The sequence below is a fragment of the Actinomadura citrea genome (assembly GCF_013409045.1).
Classification (GTDB): domain Bacteria; phylum Actinomycetota; class Actinomycetes; order Streptosporangiales; family Streptosporangiaceae; genus Spirillospora; species Spirillospora citrea.
Window position 1 is genome coordinate 563,855 of sequence record NZ_JACCBT010000001.1, and the last position, 17,587, is coordinate 581,441.

Annotated in this window: 18 protein-coding genes and 1 riboswitch; of the genes, 9 read left to right on the forward strand and 9 right to left on the reverse strand. The window is 71.0% G+C overall.

Annotation, left to right across the window (positions count from 1 at the left end; genetic code table 11):
* Positions 1 to 78 precede the first annotated feature (78 nt).
* Complete coding sequence (locus tag BJ999_RS02820) at positions 79 to 2,163, forward strand: RNA degradosome polyphosphate kinase (RefSeq protein ID WP_179831806.1); 2,085 nt, start codon at positions 79 to 81, stop codon at positions 2,161 to 2,163.
* A complete protein-coding gene (locus BJ999_RS02825; RefSeq protein WP_179831807.1) occupies positions 2,156 to 3,028 on the forward strand; it encodes an NUDIX hydrolase in 873 nt (290 codons plus the stop codon). Before BJ999_RS02820 ends, BJ999_RS02825 begins: the two co-directional genes overlap by 8 nt.
* 85 nt (positions 3,029 to 3,113) lie before the next feature.
* Here the strand turns inward: BJ999_RS02825 and BJ999_RS02830 are convergent, their stop codons facing one another.
* A complete protein-coding gene (locus tag BJ999_RS02830) occupies positions 3,114 to 4,604 on the reverse strand; it encodes a CYTH and CHAD domain-containing protein (RefSeq protein WP_218934911.1) in 1,491 nt (496 codons plus the stop codon).
* A 95-nt stretch (positions 4,605 to 4,699) separates the two neighbouring features.
* The gene (locus BJ999_RS02835; RefSeq protein ID WP_179831809.1) at positions 4,700 to 5,257 is read right to left on the reverse strand and encodes a TetR/AcrR family transcriptional regulator; all 558 of its coding nucleotides are present in this window, start codon (positions 5,255 to 5,257) and stop codon (positions 4,700 to 4,702) included.
* A 63-nt stretch (positions 5,258 to 5,320) separates the two neighbouring features.
* On the opposite strand from BJ999_RS02835, the gene BJ999_RS02840 reads away from it, so the two are divergent.
* Complete coding sequence (locus BJ999_RS02840; protein ID WP_179831810.1) at positions 5,321 to 5,716, forward strand: nuclear transport factor 2 family protein; 396 nt, start codon at positions 5,321 to 5,323, stop codon at positions 5,714 to 5,716.
* Positions 5,717 to 5,736: 20 nt separating this feature from the next.
* On the opposite strand, the gene BJ999_RS02845 is transcribed toward BJ999_RS02840, so the two are convergent.
* A complete protein-coding gene (locus BJ999_RS02845; protein ID WP_179838292.1) occupies positions 5,737 to 6,189 on the reverse strand; it encodes a GNAT family N-acetyltransferase in 453 nt (150 codons plus the stop codon).
* 185 nt (positions 6,190 to 6,374) lie between these two features.
* On the opposite strand from BJ999_RS02845, the gene BJ999_RS02850 reads away from it, so the two are divergent.
* The 3 genes from BJ999_RS02850 to BJ999_RS02860 all read left to right on the forward strand — a co-directional run bounded on the left by BJ999_RS02850 (position 6,375) and on the right by BJ999_RS02860 (position 8,157).
* Positions 6,375 to 6,704, forward strand: coding sequence for a WhiB family transcriptional regulator (locus BJ999_RS02850; RefSeq protein WP_179831811.1), 330 nt, complete (start codon positions 6,375 to 6,377; stop codon positions 6,702 to 6,704).
* Between the two features lie 117 nt (positions 6,705 to 6,821).
* Positions 6,822 to 7,439 (forward strand): rhomboid family intramembrane serine protease, encoded by a 618-nt coding sequence (locus BJ999_RS02855; protein ID WP_179831812.1) that lies wholly within the window; start codon positions 6,822 to 6,824, stop codon positions 7,437 to 7,439.
* Between the two features lie 241 nt (positions 7,440 to 7,680).
* A complete protein-coding gene (locus tag BJ999_RS02860; protein WP_179831813.1) occupies positions 7,681 to 8,157 on the forward strand; it encodes a hypothetical protein in 477 nt (158 codons plus the stop codon).
* 93 nt (positions 8,158 to 8,250) lie between these two features.
* Here BJ999_RS02860 and BJ999_RS02865 read toward each other — a convergent pair whose 3' ends face one another.
* From BJ999_RS02865 to BJ999_RS02880, 4 genes are all read right to left on the reverse strand, one after another.
* Positions 8,251 to 9,009 carry an SDR family oxidoreductase gene (locus tag BJ999_RS02865; protein WP_179831814.1) on the reverse strand — a complete coding sequence of 253 codons (759 nt, stop codon included), beginning with the start codon at positions 9,007 to 9,009 and terminating at the stop codon, positions 8,251 to 8,253.
* Between the two features lie 85 nt (positions 9,010 to 9,094).
* Positions 9,095 to 10,552 carry a hypothetical protein gene (locus tag BJ999_RS02870; protein ID WP_179831815.1) on the reverse strand — a complete coding sequence of 486 codons (1,458 nt, stop codon included), beginning with the start codon at positions 10,550 to 10,552 and terminating at the stop codon, positions 9,095 to 9,097.
* Between the two features lie 84 nt (positions 10,553 to 10,636).
* Complete coding sequence (locus BJ999_RS02875) at positions 10,637 to 11,422, reverse strand: sporulation protein (RefSeq protein ID WP_179831816.1); 786 nt, start codon at positions 11,420 to 11,422, stop codon at positions 10,637 to 10,639.
* Positions 11,423 to 11,564: 142 nt separating this feature from the next.
* A complete protein-coding gene (locus BJ999_RS02880; RefSeq protein WP_179838293.1) occupies positions 11,565 to 11,888 on the reverse strand; it encodes a DMT family transporter in 324 nt (107 codons plus the stop codon).
* A 33-nt stretch (positions 11,889 to 11,921) separates the two neighbouring features.
* Positions 11,922 to 11,979, reverse strand: a riboswitch (guanidine-III (ykkC-III) riboswitch).
* 252 nt (positions 11,980 to 12,231) lie between these two features.
* On the opposite strand from BJ999_RS02880, the gene BJ999_RS02885 reads away from it, so the two are divergent.
* A complete protein-coding gene (locus tag BJ999_RS02885; RefSeq protein WP_179831817.1) occupies positions 12,232 to 12,432 on the forward strand; it encodes a hypothetical protein in 201 nt (66 codons plus the stop codon).
* Between the two features lie 69 nt (positions 12,433 to 12,501).
* Here BJ999_RS02885 and BJ999_RS02890 read toward each other — a convergent pair whose 3' ends face one another.
* Positions 12,502 to 13,839, reverse strand: a complete 1,338-nt coding sequence (locus BJ999_RS02890; RefSeq protein WP_179831818.1) for a UDP-glucose dehydrogenase family protein — start codon at positions 13,837 to 13,839, stop codon at positions 12,502 to 12,504.
* A gap of 267 nt (positions 13,840 to 14,106) precedes the next feature.
* Between BJ999_RS02890 and BJ999_RS02895 the strand changes: the two genes are divergently transcribed.
* On the forward strand, positions 14,107 to 15,939 hold the full coding sequence (locus BJ999_RS02895) for an acyl-CoA dehydrogenase (RefSeq protein ID WP_179831819.1): 1,833 nt from the start codon (positions 14,107 to 14,109) through the stop codon (positions 15,937 to 15,939).
* Between the two features lie 171 nt (positions 15,940 to 16,110).
* Positions 16,111 to 16,677 carry a dihydrofolate reductase family protein gene (locus tag BJ999_RS02900; protein WP_179831820.1) on the forward strand — a complete coding sequence of 189 codons (567 nt, stop codon included), beginning with the start codon at positions 16,111 to 16,113 and terminating at the stop codon, positions 16,675 to 16,677.
* Positions 16,678 to 16,757: 80 nt separating this feature from the next.
* Here the strand turns inward: BJ999_RS02900 and BJ999_RS02905 are convergent, their stop codons facing one another.
* Complete coding sequence (locus BJ999_RS02905; RefSeq protein WP_179831821.1) at positions 16,758 to 17,207, reverse strand: hypothetical protein; 450 nt, start codon at positions 17,205 to 17,207, stop codon at positions 16,758 to 16,760.
* Between the last annotated feature and the right edge of the window lie 380 nt (positions 17,208 to 17,587).

Here is a 17,587-nt window from a genome sequence, read left to right on the forward strand (position 1 = left end):
GAATGATCGACGTATCAGATACATCGATGGAACCCGCAAGTTCGACTTTCGTTAACCTAAGTCAGGGAAAATTCTGGCATGACCGTCAACCCAGGACATGTCCCCCCGCAGACCGAGGCGCTGCCCGACGACCGCTTCCTCGACCGGGAGGAGAGCTGGCTGAGGTTCAACCAGCGCGTCCTGGAGCTCGCCGAGGATCCGGGCCTGCCGCTGCTCGAACGCGTCCGCTTCCTGTCCATCTTCTCCAGCAACCTGGACGAGTTCTTCATGGTCCGCGTCGCCGGGCTCGCCCGCCGGATGGCGACCGGCCTGGCCGTCCAGTCCGCGAGCGGCCGCCAGCCCCGCGAGGTGCTGGCGCGCACCGGCGCGGTCGCGCACGAGCTGATGCAGCGGCACGCGTCGTGCTTCCGCAAGGAGATCCTGCCCGCGCTCGAAGACGAGGGCATCGACCTCCTGCGCTGGGACGAGCTGGCCGAGACCGAGCAGGAGCGGCTGCGGCGGCTCTTCCGCGACCGGATCTACCCCGTGCTCACCCCGCTCGTCGTCGACTCCGCGCACCCGTTCCCCTACATCTCGGGCCTGTCGCTGAACCTCGCGGTGATCGTCCGCGACCCGGAGACCGACGCCACGATGTTCGCCCGGGTGAAGGTGCCGCCGCTGCTGCCGCGCTTCATCGAGGCGTCCCCCGACCGGTTCACGCCGCTGGAGGACGTCATCGCCGCGCACCTCGGGCAGCTGTTCGTCGGGATGGAGGTCGTCGAGCACCACGCGTTCCGGGTCACCCGCAACCAGGACCTGGAGATCGACGACGACATCAGCGAGGGCCTGCTGCAGGCGCTCGAACGCGAGCTGCTGCGCCGCCGGTTCGGCCCCGTCGTCCGGCTGGAGGTCGAGGAGTCGATCTCCGAGGGGGTCCTGGACCTGCTCACCTCCGAGCTGGGGGTGGACGAGGGCCAGATCTACCGCGTCGTCGGGCCGCTGGACCTCGGCGGCCTCGCCGCCATCGCCGACCTGGACCGCCCGGAGCTGAGGTACCCCCCTTTCGTCCCGTCGAAGGAGGCGCTGCCCGAGGACGCGAGCATCTTCAGCGCCATCCGTGAGCGCGACGTCCTCGTCCACCACCCCTACGACTCGTTCACCACGACCGTCCAGCGGCTGATCGAGGACGCCGCGACCGACCCGCGCGTCCTGGCGATCAAGCAGACGCTGTACCGGACGAGCGGCGACTCCCCGATCGTGGACGCGCTGATGAGCGCCGCCGAGGCCGGCAAGCAGGTCGTGGTCGTCGTCGAGCTGAAGGCCCGGTTCGACGAGCGCGCCAACATCGCCTGGGCGCGCAAGCTGGAGACCGCCGGCTGCCACGTCGTCTACGGGTTCGTCGGGCTGAAGACGCACTGCAAGCTCGCGCTGATCGTCCGGCAGGAGTCCGAGGGCCAGCTGCGCCGCTACTGCCACATCGGCACCGGCAACTACCACCCGAAGACCGCCCGCCTGTACGAGGACTTCGGGCTGCTCACCGCCGACCCCGAGGTCGGCGAGGACGTCAGCGCCCTGTTCAACCACCTCACCGGCTACTCGCGGCAGAGCTCCTACCACCGGCTGCTCGTCGCGCCGAACAGCCTGCGCTCCGGGCTCGTCCAGCGGATCGAGCACGAGATCGACAACCGGCGGGCCGGGCACCCCGCCCGCGTCCGGATCAAGTGCAACGCCCTGGTGGACGAGGTGATCATCGACGCGCTCTACCGGGCGTCCCGGGCCGGGGTACCGGTGGACGTCTGGGTTCGCGGGATCTGCGCGCTACGTCCCGGAGTGCCCGGCCTGTCGGACACGATCCGGGTGCGCAGCGTCCTCGGCCGGTTCCTGGAGCACTCCCGCGTGTTCGCGTTCGAGAACGGCGGCGAGCCGGAGGTGTGGCTCGGCAGCGCCGACCTGATGCACCGCAACCTGGACCGCCGCGTCGAGGCCCTCGTCACCGTCAACGACCGGCCCCAGCGCGACGACCTGCTCGCCCTGATGGACCGGGCCATGGAGGAGGACACCCACGCCTGGGCGCTGGACTCGGACGGCACCTGGACGCGCAGCCGGGCCCGTCCCGGCGAGGTCCTCCAGGACATCCAGACCCACCTGGTGAAGAGCCGCCGGTGGAGGACGATCGATGCCTGACGTCATCAGGGCCGCCGGGGCGCTGCTGTGGCGGGACGGCCCCGAGTTCGCGCTGATCCACCGCCCCCGCCACGACGACTGGTCGCTCCCCAAGGGCAAGGTCGACCCGGGCGAGCACGTGCTGCGCGCCGCCGTCCGCGAGATCGAGGAGGAGACCGGCGTCGTCCCCCGCCTCGGGCGGCGGCTGCCGACCGTCTCCTATCCGATCGGTACCCGGACCAAGCGGGTCGAGTACTGGGCCGCCCGCCCGGTCGCCGTGAGCGCGTTCACTCCCAACGAGGAGGTGGACGAGCTGGTGTGGCTGCCGGCGGAGGAGGCCGAGGCCCGGCTCAGCTACCGGCACGACGCCGACCTGCTCCGCGAGTTCCTGCGGGGGCCGCTCCACACCGCGCCGCTGGTGATCCTGCGGCACGCGCAGGCGGGGGAGAAGAGGGCGTGGCGGGAGGCCGACGAGCTGCGCCCGCTGGACGAGGCCGGCCGCGCCGAGGCGGCGGACCTCGCCGCGCTGCTGCTCTCCTACGGGCCCCTGCGGACCGTGAGTTCGGCGACCGCGCGCTGCCTGGAGACCGTCCTGCCCTACGCGCGGCGCGTCCGCGTGCCCGTCGAGACGGAAGCGGCGTTCACGGTCGGCGAGACCAACCCCGACCAGGCCGTGGAGCGGCTGCTGTCCATGGCGGGCACGCCCGCGCTGGTGAGCACGCACGGCGAGATCGTCTCCGAGCTCATCGCCGGCCTCTGCCGGAAGCTGGGCGAGAAGGTCCCGGACGACACGACCCTCGACAAGGCCGAGTTCTGGACCGTCCACCTGGCCGACGGCACGCTGGCCGCCCTGGAACGCCACACCCCCCGGACTGCGGAGTCCTAGGCACGCCCGCGTCGCTGAACCTGTGCGGCCCGGATCCGCACGGCCCTTGGTCCGGCGCAGGCCCGGACCCGGGATTCATGCGGGTCTAGAACGACGGGCCCAGCGTCCGTGACCAGGTGGTCGTCAGGAGGTCGCGGGCCTTCTCCGCCTCCGCCTGCTCCCTGCCGTAGAGGACGCCGACCGCGAAGGCGTCCGCGGTCGTGCGGGCGCGGGCGGCGGCCCGTTCGAGGTGCTCCATCGCGATCACGGCGTCCTGGTGGGCGCCGAGGACCTCCTGGATGCGCTTGGTGTCCTTCACCACCCGCTTGGCCGCCGCGCCCAGCACGGGGACCGCCAGCTCGGCCGCGTACCGCGCGCGCTTGGCCGCCTTCCTCGTCTCGTGGCGCGCGAGGTCGGGATCGGCGGAGGTCTTGATCGAGGCGTAGTCCCCGGCCATCCGCTCCCAGGCCCGGGTGACGAGCGCGGGCAGCTCCTTGCGGGCCTTCCTGCCGGCCACGGCCGCCAGCGGCGGGTCGGCGACCAGCCCGTCGAGGCCGTCGAGCAGCGCGAAGTACCGCGCGTCCCGCAGTGCCGAGTTCAGGTGCCGGTACGCGGCCCGCTCGTGCCGCTCCAGGTCGTCCAGCAGGAAGCGCGGCGCCTCCGCGAACCGGACCCGGAGCACCTCCAGGTCGCGGACCTCTCCGAGGGTCTGCGCCACCCACCGCAGCTCGGGCCCGAGCGGCGCGGTCCGCTCCGCGTCCAGGACGGGCCGGTAGCTGCGCAGGACGCTCCTCGTCCGGCGCACGGCCACCCGCATGCGGTGGACGGCGTCGTCCTCGCCCAGCCGCGCCCCGGGGTCGAACCGCAGGATCGCCTCGACCTGCTCGGCGAGGTAGGCCAGCACGACCTCGCCGGTCGTGATCGCAGGGGCCTTCCCGTTGCTGGTCGCCGCCGTGATCCGCGACCGGGCCTCGGCCCGCTGCCGCGCGGCCTCCGACGGCGCGACGCCGTCCCCGAGCAGCCTCGCCAGCTTGGACGCCGACTTGGCCTTCTTCGCGCCGGACTTGCGCAGGCGCTTGCCCGCGGCCTTCAGCAGCTCCGGCGTGCCCGTGCCGAGCTCGACCTCGATCTCCCGCCACCGCTCGGGCTCGGCCTCGCGCCCGCGCCCGGTCACCAGGTCGTCGGCGACCTCCGCGAGGGCCTCGCCGTCCGCGCCGAGCAGGCGCACGACCGTCCGGCGGGTCTCCAGGGTCGCGACGGGCCGCAGCTCCGCCCCGCGGGTGTGCGCAGCGACCAGCGCGGACAGGCGCGCCGGGACGAGGAGGGGCCGCCCGAGCGGTGCCCGGAACTCGTGCTTCTCGTCCTGCCCGGCTGGCATCTTCAGGTGCCAGCCCGCGTCGGGCCCGCCCCGGCGGCGCCGCAGCGTGATCTTGTTGGCCGCCAGCCGCAGGTCCGCGGTGTCGAAATAGGTGGCGTGCAGCTCCCGGACCTCCGGCTCCCCGACCGACGCCACGCCGGTGAGCCCGTCCAGATCCGGCAGGACGAACCCGGCCGAGGCGTCGTACTTCTGCTCGATCTCCAGATGCCGCTCGGCCACGCGCTGCTCCTCAGGATGGGTGACAATCGGGAAACACACCCAGGTAGCCAGCATTCCACGCCAAGGTGAACACCAACAGAATCCTTCCGCGACGGCTACGGAACCAGGACCGCGCGGCAGGCCGTGATGATCAGCTCGTCGACCTCCGGCGGCGGGGCCCGGTGGTCGAGCAGGTGGCGGCGGACGGCGCCGTAGGGGACGTCGACCGTGGCGAAGAGCACGCGCTCGCGGTCGACGCCGCGGCGCCGGGCGAACGCGGTCAGCGCGTCCGCCGTCCGGGCGTTCAGGGCGTCGAGGGGGCCGGTCAGTTCGGCGGGCCAGGCGGCGGCGAGGTCGCGGCGGCGGTGCAGGAGCAGGACGGCGGCCTCGGCGGGGTGCCCGCGGCACCAGCGAGGCGTGTGCAGGGCGGCCGCCACGGCGTCGCCGGCGTCCAGGGCCGCCACGAAGCCCTCCTGGAAGCGGCGGACGCAGCGGGTCCACAGGGTGGCGAGCAGCAGGTCGCGCGACCCGAAGCGGTGGTACAGCGAGCCGGACGGGGCACCGAGGCGCTCGGCGATGGCGGCGATCGTCGCGGCGGACGGCCCGCCCTCGGCCGTCACCGCCAGCGCCGCGTCGAGGATCCGGTCCTCGCCGAACTTGGCCGGTCTTCCCATCGCGCGCCCTCCGATGATAGTAGTGAGGATATTCTAGAACATAACCTCTAAAAAGGAGCGGCCATGACGGCGTCCGAGATCGTTCGGGGTTTCTACACCGCGACCCAGGCGGCCGACGGGGCGGCGATCCTCGCGCTCCTCCACCCGGAGTTCGAGGCGCACACGGCGCCCGGGCTGCCGTGCGGCGCGGGCGGCGCCTTCCGCGGCCCCGAGGAGACCCTCGTGCGGGTGTGGGGAGCGGTCTTCACCGAATTCGACACGGCCCCCTATGCCGAGACCTGGCATGAGACCGGTGACGGCCTTGTCGTGGTGACCGGGCGCTACCGGGGGAGGGCCAGGGCCACCGGCCGTTCGTACGAGGCGGAGTTCGCGCATCTCTGGCGTGTCACGGAGGGCAGGATCTCTTGGCTGCACCAGTACACCGACACGGCCCGGTGGCGGGACGCCCTCGTCCCGTGACGCGGTCTCGCCTGGCGGGCTCAGGCGAGGTGGTACTTCATCCCCATGTGGGACGGGCGGAAGCCGATCTTCTGGTAGAAGCGGATCGCGTCGGGGCGCTGGCGGTCGGTGGTGAGCTGGACGACGCGGCAGCCGCGGGCGCGCGCCCGGTCGATGGCCCAGGTGATCATGACTTGGCCGAGCCCGGCGCCGCGCTGCTCGGCGGCCACGCGGACGCCCTCGATCTGGGCGCGCTCGCCGCCGGTGTAGGTGAGGCCGGGGATGAAGGTGAGCTGGAGCGTGCCGGCGACCGCGCCGGCGATCTCGGCCACGACCAGGGTGTTGTTGGGGTCCTCCTCGATCGCGGTGAACGCTCGGAAGTAGGCCTCCGGTATCTCCTCACCCGGTGTTTCGCGGGTGGATCCCAGGGGATCGTCGGCGAGAAGCCGGACGATCTCGGGCAGATCGTCGACCGTCGCCTCGCGGAAGGTCACTTCTTGATCACTCTGCACACCTCCAAGGTTATCGGGGCGCTAAGTTGCAGCGTTCGCTCATGTCTTGTAGTACTACGATGTGTAGTACTACGCTGAGTGGAGACCCCCCGGCTCGGACGGCGGTCTCATCGCCGCGCAGGGAGAAGGCAATGCACAACACCGGGTCAATGCACAACACCCAGTCAATGCACAACACCGAGAACGAGGAACACTGGACCGACCACGCCATCTGCCGCGGCGCGGATCCCGACCTGTTCTTCCCGATCGGCTACTCCGCGCCCGTGCTCCAGGCCCAGGAGGACGCGGCCAAGGAGATCTGTTCGCACTGCCCCGTGCGGGCCGACTGCCTCGCGTGGGCGCTGCGGGTGGGCGAGCCCGACGGCATCTGGGGCGGGACGACCCCCGAGGAGCGGCGCTACCTGCGCCGGACGGCCGACGCCCCGGCGCGGCGGCCGCTGCCGGTGATCGTGGTGCGCGGCGACGCCTCCGAGTCGGAGCACGCGTCGGCCGCCTAGCGGGCCGCTCGGGCGGCAGCCGGACGAAGGGGCCGCCCCGCAGGAAGGCCACCGGCACCTTTCGACCGTCCAGTGCGTTGGGGGATTCAGGGACGCACAGACTTTACGGTGGCTGACATGAGCTTTACCCCCGACCGGCAACGTTCCGAGGGCCTGGCGAAGCACGGCGTCCGCGCCCTGGGGTCGGCGGTGCTGATCCTCACGGTGACCATCGTGATGTGGGTGCTGGAGGCGTTCGACTACACGACGAACGGCTGGCTCGACCGGTTCGGGATCCAGCCGCGCGACGTGAACGACCTGCCGGACATCTTCACCGCGCCGTTCATGCACGCCGGCTTCGGGCACCTGACGGCCAACACGGTCCCGTTCCTGATCCTCGGGTTCGCCGCGGCGGCGCGGGGCATCGCCAAGTTCCTCGCCGCCAGCCTGATCATCATCGTGGTCGGCGGGCTCGGGGTGTGGTTCCTCAGTCCCGCCAACACCCTCGGGTCCAGCATCCTGATCTTCGGGTTCTTCGGCTACCTGGTGGGACGCGGGATCTTCGAGCGGCGGCTGCCCGACATCGCCATCGCGGTCGCCGTCGTCGCCGTCTACGGGACGATGCTGCTCGGCGTCCTCCCGAGCGACCCCACCGTCTCCTGGCAGGGTCACCTCTTCGGCCTGCTCGGCGGCGTCCTCGCCTCGTGGTTCCTGCGCCGCGGCAAGATCGAGGCCCCCCGGGGAGCATCCGGCTGACGCCGGCCGCCCGCCGCGTGCAGGCGAAGCGGGAGCGGAGGCTCTCCGCGAGCAGGGCCCTGAGCACCGCCCGATCGCCATCCCGGGTATGTCGCTAAAAATCCCTTTTGCGGAGAATGGATGTCAATCTGGTGACTCCATTGTTTTGTCGTTGCCATGGCTCTTCTTGATTTTCGCCGGGTATCGGTCACCCCGAGGCGGGCGAGCTCGCCCACCAGGGGGAACGAGCAGGGGGAGAAGGATGAGCGTGCGAAGAGCGATGGCCGTAGCGGCCGCCGGGGCGGCCGCGGGGGCGTTCGTCGTGATGGGGTCGGGGGCGGCGGAGGCGCGGGCGGATACGCAGCTCTGCGAATACTCCGTCACGGCCCGGGACGGACTCAACGTCCACGAGCTGCCGAGCGTGCACGCGAAGATCGTGGGCGTCCTGAAGTACCAGCAGAAGCCGTGGGCCGACTGCAAGAAGGAAGGGTTCACCGAGATTCGCGGCAACGTCCCGGTCCAGCTCCGGCACGGGTTCATCGACGTCAAGTACCTGCACAGGATCCGCGTCATTCCCACCGGCGGCGTGGAGACGGGCGCCGGCGGCACGTCCACCGGCGGGTCCACCGGCACGTTCGCCGGCATGGACTCCGCGCTCGCCGCGGCGGGTCTGGCCACCGTCCTCGCCGGCGGCGGGATGGCGCTCGCGGCACGGCGGCGGGCGACCGGTCCCGCCTGATCGGCGCGGCGGCGACGGGGCGGTACGACCTCGGCCCCGTCGGTCCTGACGCGTGAGGGGCGGCCGCGTCGCCGTGGCGCGGCGACGCGGCCGTCAGCTCCGCGAAGGGTTCGGCCTGACGGTGACGTCCGAGACGACCGCGTCCCGGGGCGTCTCCAGCGCGGCGACCAGCACGCGCGCGACGGTGGCGGGAGCCGCGAAGTCGTCCTCGGCGTAGGGGTGGCCCTCCTGGGCGCGCACGCTGCGCTGCATCTCCGTGGCCGTCCGCCCCGGGTAGACGGTCGTGACGCGCAGGGACGGCTCTTCCGCGCGCAGCGAGTCGGCCAGCGCGCGCAGGCCGAACTTGCTCGCCGCGTACGCCGACCATTCGGGGTTGGCGCGCAGCCCGGCGGTCGAGTTGACGAACACCACGTGCCCCTCGGCGGCGCGCAGCGCGGGCAGCAGCAGCCTCGTCAGCTCCGCCGCCGACACCAGGTTGACCGACAGGTGCTCCAGCCACTCGTCGGCCTCGGTGCCGGCGACCGTCCCCAGATGCACCATCCCCGCCGCGTGGACGACGCCGTCCAGCCGGGCGGGGATCCCGGCCGCCGCGAGCCGCGCCTCGATGCGCCGCGGCTCGGTCAGGTCGAGTGCGATCGTGCCGATGGACGCCGCGCGCGGCGGCGAGGCGACCGCTCCCCGGTTGATGACCTGCGTGGCCGCGTGCGCGCCTCCGCGCAGCGTCGCGGCGAGTTTGTCCAGGCGCTCGGCGGAGCGGCCGGTGAGAAGGAGGTCGTGCCCGCGCTCGCGCAGCAGCTCCGCCACCGCCGTGCCGATGCCGCCCGTCGCGCCCGTGATCAGATACGTGCCCATGGCGTCCCATTCTCGTGGATTCCTACCCCGGATGGACGCCCGGGGCGGTGCCCTGGTTCGGTTCCGCCCCGGGACGGTCCGCGGCTCAGTTCGGGCGCAGCACCCGCGTCGCGCCGGCGATCAACGCCGTCACCAGCACCCACCCCGTCGCGACCAGCGCGTACGCCACCCAGCGGGACCAGTTCACCGCGTCGTAGGACAGCTGCTGCCCGAACGTGTCGAGCGGGATCAGCAGGTCCAGGGTGTAGATCAGCGCGTGGAAGGAGGGCAGCTCGTCCGGCGGCTTGACCGCGCGGGGATGCTCGATCGAGAACACCGTCGTCCCGACGGCCAGCAGTGCGGCGAACCACGCGAACGCCAACCAGGGCCGGTAGCCGAACCCCACCGTCCAGTCGAGCACGTGGTTCCACGCCCCGGGGACCGGATGCAGCCCGCGGCGGCGCGCCCGCAGCTTGGCGAGCTGGACCTTCCGGGCCAGATCGTCGTGGCCGATGCTGTGGTACCAGCTGGCGAGCTGCTCGTACGGCTGGAGGTGGAACTCCGCGTCCCGCGACACCCAGCTGAGCCGGTCCTTGAACTCGGCGCCGCGCAGCGTCTGGTACGTCATGCCGTTCAGGTACAGCTCGTCCGGCCAGATGTCCGGATGGTCCATGACCAGGTCGATCCTGGAGTACGACAGCGACACCCGGCCCTTGATCCGTTCCGCCGGCCACAGCAGCAGCTCGTCGGCCTGCATGTGGCTGGCGTGCAGCGCCATGCGGGCCGGGTCGGAGGAGTCCAGGCGGCTGCGGGAGAACGACAGGACGCCGTTGATGCGGGCGCTGCGCAGGCGGATGGTGCCGAGCGTGCTGAACCCGTGGCTCAGCTCGGCGGTGTCCTCGACGACCATGTTCTGCGCGTCCAGGGCGATGCGGCCCGGGTTGGTGAGCGTCGTGCGCTCCATGAACAGCCCGCCGTTCATCCGCGCGCCCACGAACCGCATCCCGCCGGTGATCTCGGCGTCCCTGATGAACGCCCCGGCGTCCACGACGAGGGCGCCGCCGGAGACCGCCCACTTCTCCGGCGCGGACGCGGTGACCCGCGTCCCGTTCATCCGCAGGCCGCCGAGGATCTGCGCCCGCGGCAGCCGGACCTCCCCCTCGATCTCGGAGCCGGACAGGCTGAGGAAGCCGTCGGCGCGCAGGCCGCCGCCGTCGAAGCCGGGCATCCGGCAGTCGGAGAACCGGAGCTGGCGCGTCTCGGCGTTGGCGAACACCGGCTCCTTGACGAGCCGGCAGTCCTCCAGCAGCAGCTCGGCCTCGACGCGGCCGCCCGCGACGTCCAGCCGCCCGGTGACGTAGGCGCCGCGGAGCCGGACGGCCGCGACCGCGCCGGGACGGGGCTCGCACTCGCCGAGCAGCAGCCGGGTGATGATCTCGGCGCGGACGATGCGGTCGGGCAGGGGGCCGGCGGGGCGGTCGTCGCCGAGGACGACGGCCGAGCCGTTGGGGAACGCCGTCCACAGGCGCCGTTCCGCTTCGCTCAGTCCGGGGGGCAGGGGCACGGGCCTCTTTCTACGCGGAGGTCCCCTCCGCGATCAACATCGCGAAGGGGATCTCCGATGAGCGGCCGGACGGCTGGACGGCGATCAGAAGAAGCCCCGCCTGCGCCCGGCGTCCCGCAGGAAGCCGTCGAGCTGCTGCTCCCAGTTGGTGTGCTCGACGGTCGCGTAGTCGACCGTGAACCGGCTGAACGCGTCATGTCCCTCGGTGAACACCCCGCCGCGCTTGTCGAGCTCCAGCACGACCTCCATCGACTGCGGGTAGGACACGAACGTCACTTCGAGCTGCTTGATGCCGCGCGCGTACTGCCCCGGCGGATAGAACTCGATCTCCTGGTAGAAGGGCAGTTCCTGGTGGACGCCCCAGATGCGGCCCTTCTCGCAGTCGGCGTTGCGGAACTGGAAGCCGAGGTTGGAGAACGCCACGAGGAGGCGCTCCTGCGCGGGCAGCGGGTGGACGGCGATCGGGTCGAGGTCGCCCGGGTCGACCGCGCCCGCCACCTCAAGCTCCGTCGCGATCCCGACCGTCGTGCCGTGCAGCTGCCGCCCGTACATGTGGGTGAGCGGCGCCTCCCACGGGATCGGGAACTGGAACGGGATGCTGTGCCGCGCGCCCTCCTGCAGGCTGAACCCGCCCGCGACCGGCAACTTGGCGTACTCCAGGTTGGAGCTGTACTCGTTGTCGCCAGACTCGACCTCGACCTTGGTGCGCAGGGCGAGATTCACCGACGTGATGTCGGAGTTGAACTGGCCTCCGATGATGGCGATCTCGCCGGTGACGACGCCGCCGGGCGTCGTGTTCGGGTCGTGCAGAACCGTCTCGATCGAGGGGCCGCCGATGCCCATCGCCTGACGCAGCTTCTTGAAGACCAAGGTCCGTCCTCCCGTGTTCGAGCGACTCCCCGCGCTCTCGTCCCATAGACGCTGTTACGGGAGATTACGTTCCGGAAACTTGGCCTACCTGCGATGGCGGTGGCCGTTCCTGGCCGTTCGTGCCGCTCCTCCGTCCTGCCGGTCAGTGGCCGCCTCCGGCGAGGTTCAGCCCGACGACCCCGAGGACGATGAGGGCGAGCGCGACGATGCGGGTCGCGGAGACCTCGTCGCCCATGACGAGCATGCCGAGGGTCGCCGTCCCGACGGCCCCGATGCCGACCCAGACGGCGTAGGCGGTGCCGACCTCCAGGTGCTTGAGGGCGACGGTGAGCAGGCCGAAGGACGCTACGGCGAACACGAGGAATCCCGCCGACTCCAGCGGCTGGGTGAAGCCCTTGCTGGCCTTCAGGCACAGGGCCATGGCGACCTCGAAGAGGCCGGCGACGATGACGAGGATCCAGGCCATGGTGGCGCTCCCGGAGAACGAGACGAGTACTGTCACGCGCCGTCTTCGCGTTCCGGGTACGGCGCACCTCGTCCGGGAGAAGCCCCGCTCTGAGCGTGGCCCTCACCATCGCCAACGGCCCGGGAACGGGCGATGTTCCCCCCGCGCCGGAAATGGTCCGGCCCCGCACGCATCGCCGATGAGCGCTTGCCCCGGCCGCCTGTTGCGGGTCCGTCGGCTTGCCGGACGGCTCTCCATGAGCCTCCTCATCCTCTGGGGCCCGCGCAGGTGAGGCCTGCGCGGACGATCGGATGCGGAGCTCCGCCGCGGTAGCCGCGGTGACGCACTCACAACGGAGAGACCCATGGCAAACGAAAGCGCCCAGAACCCCGAGGCTCACGAGGCCGGGCAGAACATGGACGCCGCGCAGACCGACCTGTACCAGGCCGGTCAGGCGTACCTGAAGGACCCGACCCCGGAGAACAAGACGGCCATGGACGAGGCGCACGACAAGGCGACCGAGACCACGGCCGAGGCTCGCCGCCTCACCGGCGGAAGCCAGTGACACCCGGGCGGTAGCGAGCCGGCTCCCGCCTCACCCGTCCCCGCGCCGCTCGGCGCGGGGACACCTCTTTCAGGAGCGGCCCAGGGCCCGGTACTCCCAGCCCGCCGCGCGCCAGCGGGCGGCGTCGAGCGCGTGCCGCCCGTCCACGACCCGTTTGTGCCGGACGACCCCGGCCAGCGCCTCCGGCTCGACCTCCCGGAAGTCCGACCACTCGGTCAGCAGGACGACGACGTCGGCCTCCCGCGCCACGTCGAACGCGCTCTCGCCGTAGGTCAGCTCGGGGAACGCACTGCGGGCGTTGTCGAGGGCCACCGGATCGTAGACGCGCACGTCCCCGCCGAGACCGTGGATGGTGCGCGCCACGTCCAGCGCGGGCGCGTCCCGGATGTCGTCGGAGTTGGGCTTGAACGCGGCGCCCCACGCGGCGACGCGCTTGCCGGCGAGGTCGCCGCCGAGCAGATCCCGGACGAGGTCGACGGTGCGGGCGCGGCGACGCCGGTTGATGTCGTCCACCTCGCGCAGGAACGACACGGCCTGGCCGACGCCGATCTCCTCGGCGCGGTGCGCGAACGCCCGGATGTCCTTGGGGAGGCAGCCCCCGCCGAACCCCAGGCCCGGCCGCAGGAACTTGCCGCCGATGCGGTCGTCCAGCGCCAGCGAGTCGGCGAGGTCCTTGACGTCGGCGCCGACCGCCTCGCAGACCTCGGCCATCGCGTTGATGTAGGAGATCTTCGTGGCGAGGAAGGAGTTCGCCGCGACCTTGACCAGCTCGGCGGTCGCGAGGTCCGTGCGGATCACGGGGGTGCCGAGGTCGAGGACGGGCCTGAACGCCGCCCGCAGCCGCTCGTGCGCCCAGTCGGACGTGACGCCGAACACCAGCCGGTCGGGGCGCAGCGTGTCGTCCACGGCGAAGCCCTCGCGGAGGAACTCGGGGTTCCAGGCCAGCTCGACGTCGGTCCCCGCGGGCGCCAGTTCCTGCACGAGGCCGGTGAGGCGCGCGGCCGTCCCGACCGGCACGGTGGACTTGCCGACGACCAGGGACCTGCGGCGCAGATGCGGCGCCAGGGAGCGGACGGCCGCGTCGACGTAGGTCAGGTCGGCGGCGTCCGAACCGGCCTGCTGGGGCGTCCCCACGCACACGAAGTGGACGTCCCCGAACTCTCCGGCCTCCGCGAAGGAGGTGGTGAACCGGAGCCGGCCCGAGTCGAGCGCCTTGGTGAGCAGCTCCGGCAGCCCGGGTTCGAAGATCGGGACCTCGCCCGACGCCAGCCGCTCGATCTTGCGCCGGTCGACGTCCACGCCGAGGACCTCGTACCCCAGCACGGCCATGCAGATCGCGTGCGTGGCACCGAGGTAGCCGGTCCCGATGACGGTCAGCCTCGGGGCGGCCTCCTCCTCCTGCCTCATTGGGCACCTCCTCGTGCACCGCGGTGAATTCGCGCCCGCCTGATCTTGCCACCCCTCGCGCGCGGGGCGTAGGAGGGTGCGGCTCAGGGGCTCTCCGTGACGTGGGTCACGCGGAGTTGTCGGACGTGGTATCGATGTGGCCTGCCTCCCCGGAAACCGCACGATTGGGGTGGTTGTCAGTGGTTACCAGCGGGTAGCATGATGTTGAGTTACTGACCAGTACGTAGCGGGGCCTCCGGTCACCGCCGGAACCAGACGGAGTCTCGAATGGGGCACTACAAGAGCAACCTCCGGGACCTGGAGTTCAACCTCTTCGAGGTGTTCAGGCGCCAGGACCTCCTCGGCAGCGGCCCGTACGCCGAACTGGACGAGGACACCGTGCGCAGCATCCTCGACGAGGTGAACCGGCTGGCCGAGGGTCCGCTCGCCGCCTCCTTCGAGGACGCGGACCGCAACCCGCCGGCGTTCGACCCCGCCACGGGCACGGTCACGATGCCCGAGGGTTTCAAGAAGTCGTTCAAGGCGTGGATGGACTCCGAGTGGTACCGCCTCGACCTCGCCCCCGAGTTCGGCGGCAGCGGCGCCCCGCGCTCGCTGACCTGGGCCGTGGCGGAGCAGGTGCTGGGCGCCAACCCGGCCGTCTACATGTTCGCCTCCGGCCCCGGTTTTGCGCAGATCCTCTGGCACATCGGCACGCCCGAGCAGAAGAAGTTCGCCGAGCTGGCCCTGGAGCGGCAGTGGGGCGCCACGATGGTGCTGACGGAGCCGGACGCCGGCTCCGACGTCGGCGCCGGGCGCGCCAAGGCCGTCCAGCAGCCGGACGGCACCTGGCACATCGAGGGCGTCAAGCGCTTCATCACCTCGGCCGAGCACGACATGTCCGAGAACATCTTCCACCTGGTGCTGGCCCGCCCCGAGGGCGCCGGCCCCGGCACCAAGGGCCTGTCGATGTTCCTCGTCCCGAAGTACCTGGTGGACGTGGAGACCGGTGAGCTCGGCGAGCGCAACGGCGCCTACGTGACCAACGTCGAGAAGAAGATGGGCCTCAAGGTCTCCACGACCTGCGAGCTCACCCTCGGCGAGAAGCACCCGGCGATCGGCTACCTGGTCGGCGACGTCCACCAGGGCATCCGGCAGATGTTCCTCGTCATCGAGTACGCGCGGATGATGGTCGGCACCAAGGCCATCGCCACCCTGTCGACCGGCTACCTCAACGCGCTGGAGTACGCGAAGGAGCGCGTCCAGGGTGCGGACATGACGCAGATGACGGACAAGTCCGCTCCGCGGGTGACGATCACCCACCACCCGGACGTCCGGCGCAGCCTCATGACGCAGAAGGCCTACGCCGAGGGCATGCGCGCGCTCGTGCTGCTCACCGCGTCCTACCAGGACGCCGTGCAGCTCGCCGAGTTCGAGGGCCGCAAGGACGAGACCGCCGAGAAGGTGAACGACCTCCTGCTCCCGATCGTGAAGGGCTTCGGCTCCGAGCGGGCGTACGCGCTGCTCGGCGCGGAGTCGCTGCAGACGCTCGGCGGGTCCGGGTTCCTGCAGGAGTACCCGATCGAGCAGTACATCCGCGACTCCAAGATCGACACCCTGTACGAGGGCACCACCGCGATCCAGGGCCAGGACCTGTTCTTCCGCAAGATCCTGCGGGACAGCGGCGAGGCGCTCAAGGTGCTCGTCGGGGAGATCCGGGAGTTCGCCGGCTCCGAGGCCGGCAACGGCCGGCTCAAGAACGAGCGCGCGCTCCTCGGCCGGGCCCTCGACGACGTGCAGGGCATCATCGACCCGATGGTCGGCTGGGCGCTCGGCTCGATGGAGGACCCGAAGGAGCTCTACAAGATCGGGCTCAACTCCTCGCGCCTGCTGCTCGCCCTCGGCGACCTGATCGTCGGCTGGCTGCTGTGCCGCCAGGCCGAGGTGGCGCTGAACGCGCTCGGCGGCGACGTGTCCGACGCCGACCAGGCGTTCTACACCGGCAAGGTCGCGGCCGCGCAGTTCTTCTGCCAGACCGTCCTGCCCCGGCTGGCCTCCGACCGCGCCATCACCGAGTCCACCACCCTGGACGTGATGGACCTCCCCGAAGACTCCTTCTAGCCCCCGCCACTGTGGCCCTGCCCGCCCGGGCAGGGCCACAGTGCTGCCGGGACGCCGCCGCTGAAATATTTTCGGACACGACCCGTGGAGGATGTCGAGAACGTGGTGCCGGCTCCGTCCCAGGGTCACCAGCGGCCACGACCGGCCGCGTGACGAAGGAGATCCGGCACCATGCGAAAGCTCATAGTCCAGCAGTGGGTCACCGTCGACAACATCGCCGCGGAGGAGGACGGCGGGCTCAGCTACGTGGCGGTGGAGCCGTTCTCCGACAAGTCCGATCCCGCGTTCAAGGCCGCGGTGATGGGGTTCATCGACTCGGTCGACACGATGATCCTCGGTGCGAACACCTACGCGCAGACCAAGGACTACTGGCCGAACGCCTCCGAGCAAGGCGAGTACGGCGAGAAGCTCAACAACCTCGCCAAGTTCGTCGCCTCCTCGAAGCTGGATGACGCCCCCTGGGGCGACTTCACCGCCGCGACCGTGACGCGCGACCCGGCCGCCACCGTCCGGGAACTCAAGGAGCAGAGCGGCAAGGACATCTGGCTGTGGGGGAGCTTGAGCCTCATGCGCTCCCTGCTGGCCGCCGGCGTCGTCGACGAAGTCCGGATGCTGGTCTGCCCGGCGTCACGGGGCAGGGGAACGCGCCTTTTCGAGGATCGCCAAGACCTGAACCTGATCGAGGCCGCCCCCTTCGACAACGGCATCCTGCTCCTGCGCTACGAGATCAAGGAATAGGCCCATGCGGCCGGTGTCCGAGCCAGGACACCGGCCGCCGCGCCGGTCTGGCGGCCGTTCTCACGGCTTTGGACAAGCCGTCACGCGAATGCCGTGTCCGTCATGCGTCGAGCCGCGTTCAGGAATTCCTCAAGCTGGTCAGGGGTGAGGTCCAAATCGCCGACCATACCTGACAGAAGTATGATCCTCGTGCCATTGGCGGCGTCAGCGCTGATGCCGTTCTGGGCTTCCACGGGCGACTTCTCGACCGCGATCTTGATGAGTGTCTCGGCCGTCTGGGCGTCCAGGTCGTCGGGGTCGCCGAGCCGGAGCCGCACCGATGTGACGAACTCGATGATCTCGGCGTCGTCCACAGGTGATCCATCGCGGACGAAGCGCCGCAGCGCCGCCTCGAAGAAGGCGGCGGTCGCCAGTGACAGGTACTGGTTGGCCGTGGCGATGTCCATCTGGGAGAGCAGTCGCCGGTGCTCGTCGATTCGTCCGGTGAGTTGAGCTCGCAAGGTGGCTATCTGGTGGTCGGTCACCGGCATCGTCTCGCCTCTTCATTTCGCTGGGTGGATCGCCTGCTGCTCGACCGGGTATGCGACAGTCGCTGCCGCGACGACTCCCCATTTGGCGCTGGAAGCGTCGACTGAACCGGTATCCGGGTGAAAAAACTGCCTTATTCTAGCGAGTTCCGGTTGCCCGGGTGTGCCGAGACTCCCGCCGTCCGGACCCGAGATCGTCCTGAACCTCTACAGCCGTCTCGGGCCCCTCGGCGGCGCCGTGTACCGGCTGGACGAGCGGCTCCCCCCGACTCGGATTCTGTGCGAGATGGCGCGAGATGGTGGGCCTTGCTGGGGTTATGGCGGGGGGTGTCGCGGTTGACTACTGTTGCCCGGGTCCCTCGCCCGTCTCCTCTCGACCGGAT

Bases quoted from the DNA above. Each gene is read 5' to 3' on its own strand.
- BJ999_RS02820 (WP_179831806.1), top strand. From the start codon at position 79: ATGACCGTCAACCCAGGACATGTCCCCCCGCAGACCGAGGCGCTGCCC.
- BJ999_RS02825 (WP_179831807.1), top strand. From the start codon at position 2,156: ATGCCTGACGTCATCAGGGCCGCCGGGGCGCTGCTGTGGCGGGACGGC.
- BJ999_RS02835 (WP_179831809.1), bottom strand. From the start codon at position 5,257: ATGGGAAGACCGGCCAAGTTCGGCGAGGACCGGATCCTCGACGCGGCG.
- BJ999_RS02840 (WP_179831810.1), top strand. From the start codon at position 5,321: ATGACGGCGTCCGAGATCGTTCGGGGTTTCTACACCGCGACCCAGGCG.
- BJ999_RS02850 (WP_179831811.1), top strand. From the start codon at position 6,375: ATGCACAACACCGAGAACGAGGAACACTGGACCGACCACGCCATCTGC.
- BJ999_RS02855 (WP_179831812.1), top strand. From the start codon at position 6,822: ATGAGCTTTACCCCCGACCGGCAACGTTCCGAGGGCCTGGCGAAGCAC.
- BJ999_RS02860 (WP_179831813.1), top strand. From the start codon at position 7,681: ATGAGCGTGCGAAGAGCGATGGCCGTAGCGGCCGCCGGGGCGGCCGCG.
- BJ999_RS02865 (WP_179831814.1), bottom strand. From the start codon at position 9,009: ATGGGCACGTATCTGATCACGGGCGCGACGGGCGGCATCGGCACGGCG.
- BJ999_RS02880 (WP_179838293.1), bottom strand. From the start codon at position 11,888: ATGGCCTGGATCCTCGTCATCGTCGCCGGCCTCTTCGAGGTCGCCATG.
- BJ999_RS02885 (WP_179831817.1), top strand. From the start codon at position 12,232: ATGGCAAACGAAAGCGCCCAGAACCCCGAGGCTCACGAGGCCGGGCAG.
- BJ999_RS02890 (WP_179831818.1), bottom strand. From the start codon at position 13,839: ATGAGGCAGGAGGAGGAGGCCGCCCCGAGGCTGACCGTCATCGGGACC.
- BJ999_RS02895 (WP_179831819.1), top strand. From the start codon at position 14,107: ATGGGGCACTACAAGAGCAACCTCCGGGACCTGGAGTTCAACCTCTTC.
- BJ999_RS02900 (WP_179831820.1), top strand. From the start codon at position 16,111: ATGCGAAAGCTCATAGTCCAGCAGTGGGTCACCGTCGACAACATCGCC.
- BJ999_RS02905 (WP_179831821.1), bottom strand. From the start codon at position 17,207: ATGCCGGTGACCGACCACCAGATAGCCACCTTGCGAGCTCAACTCACC.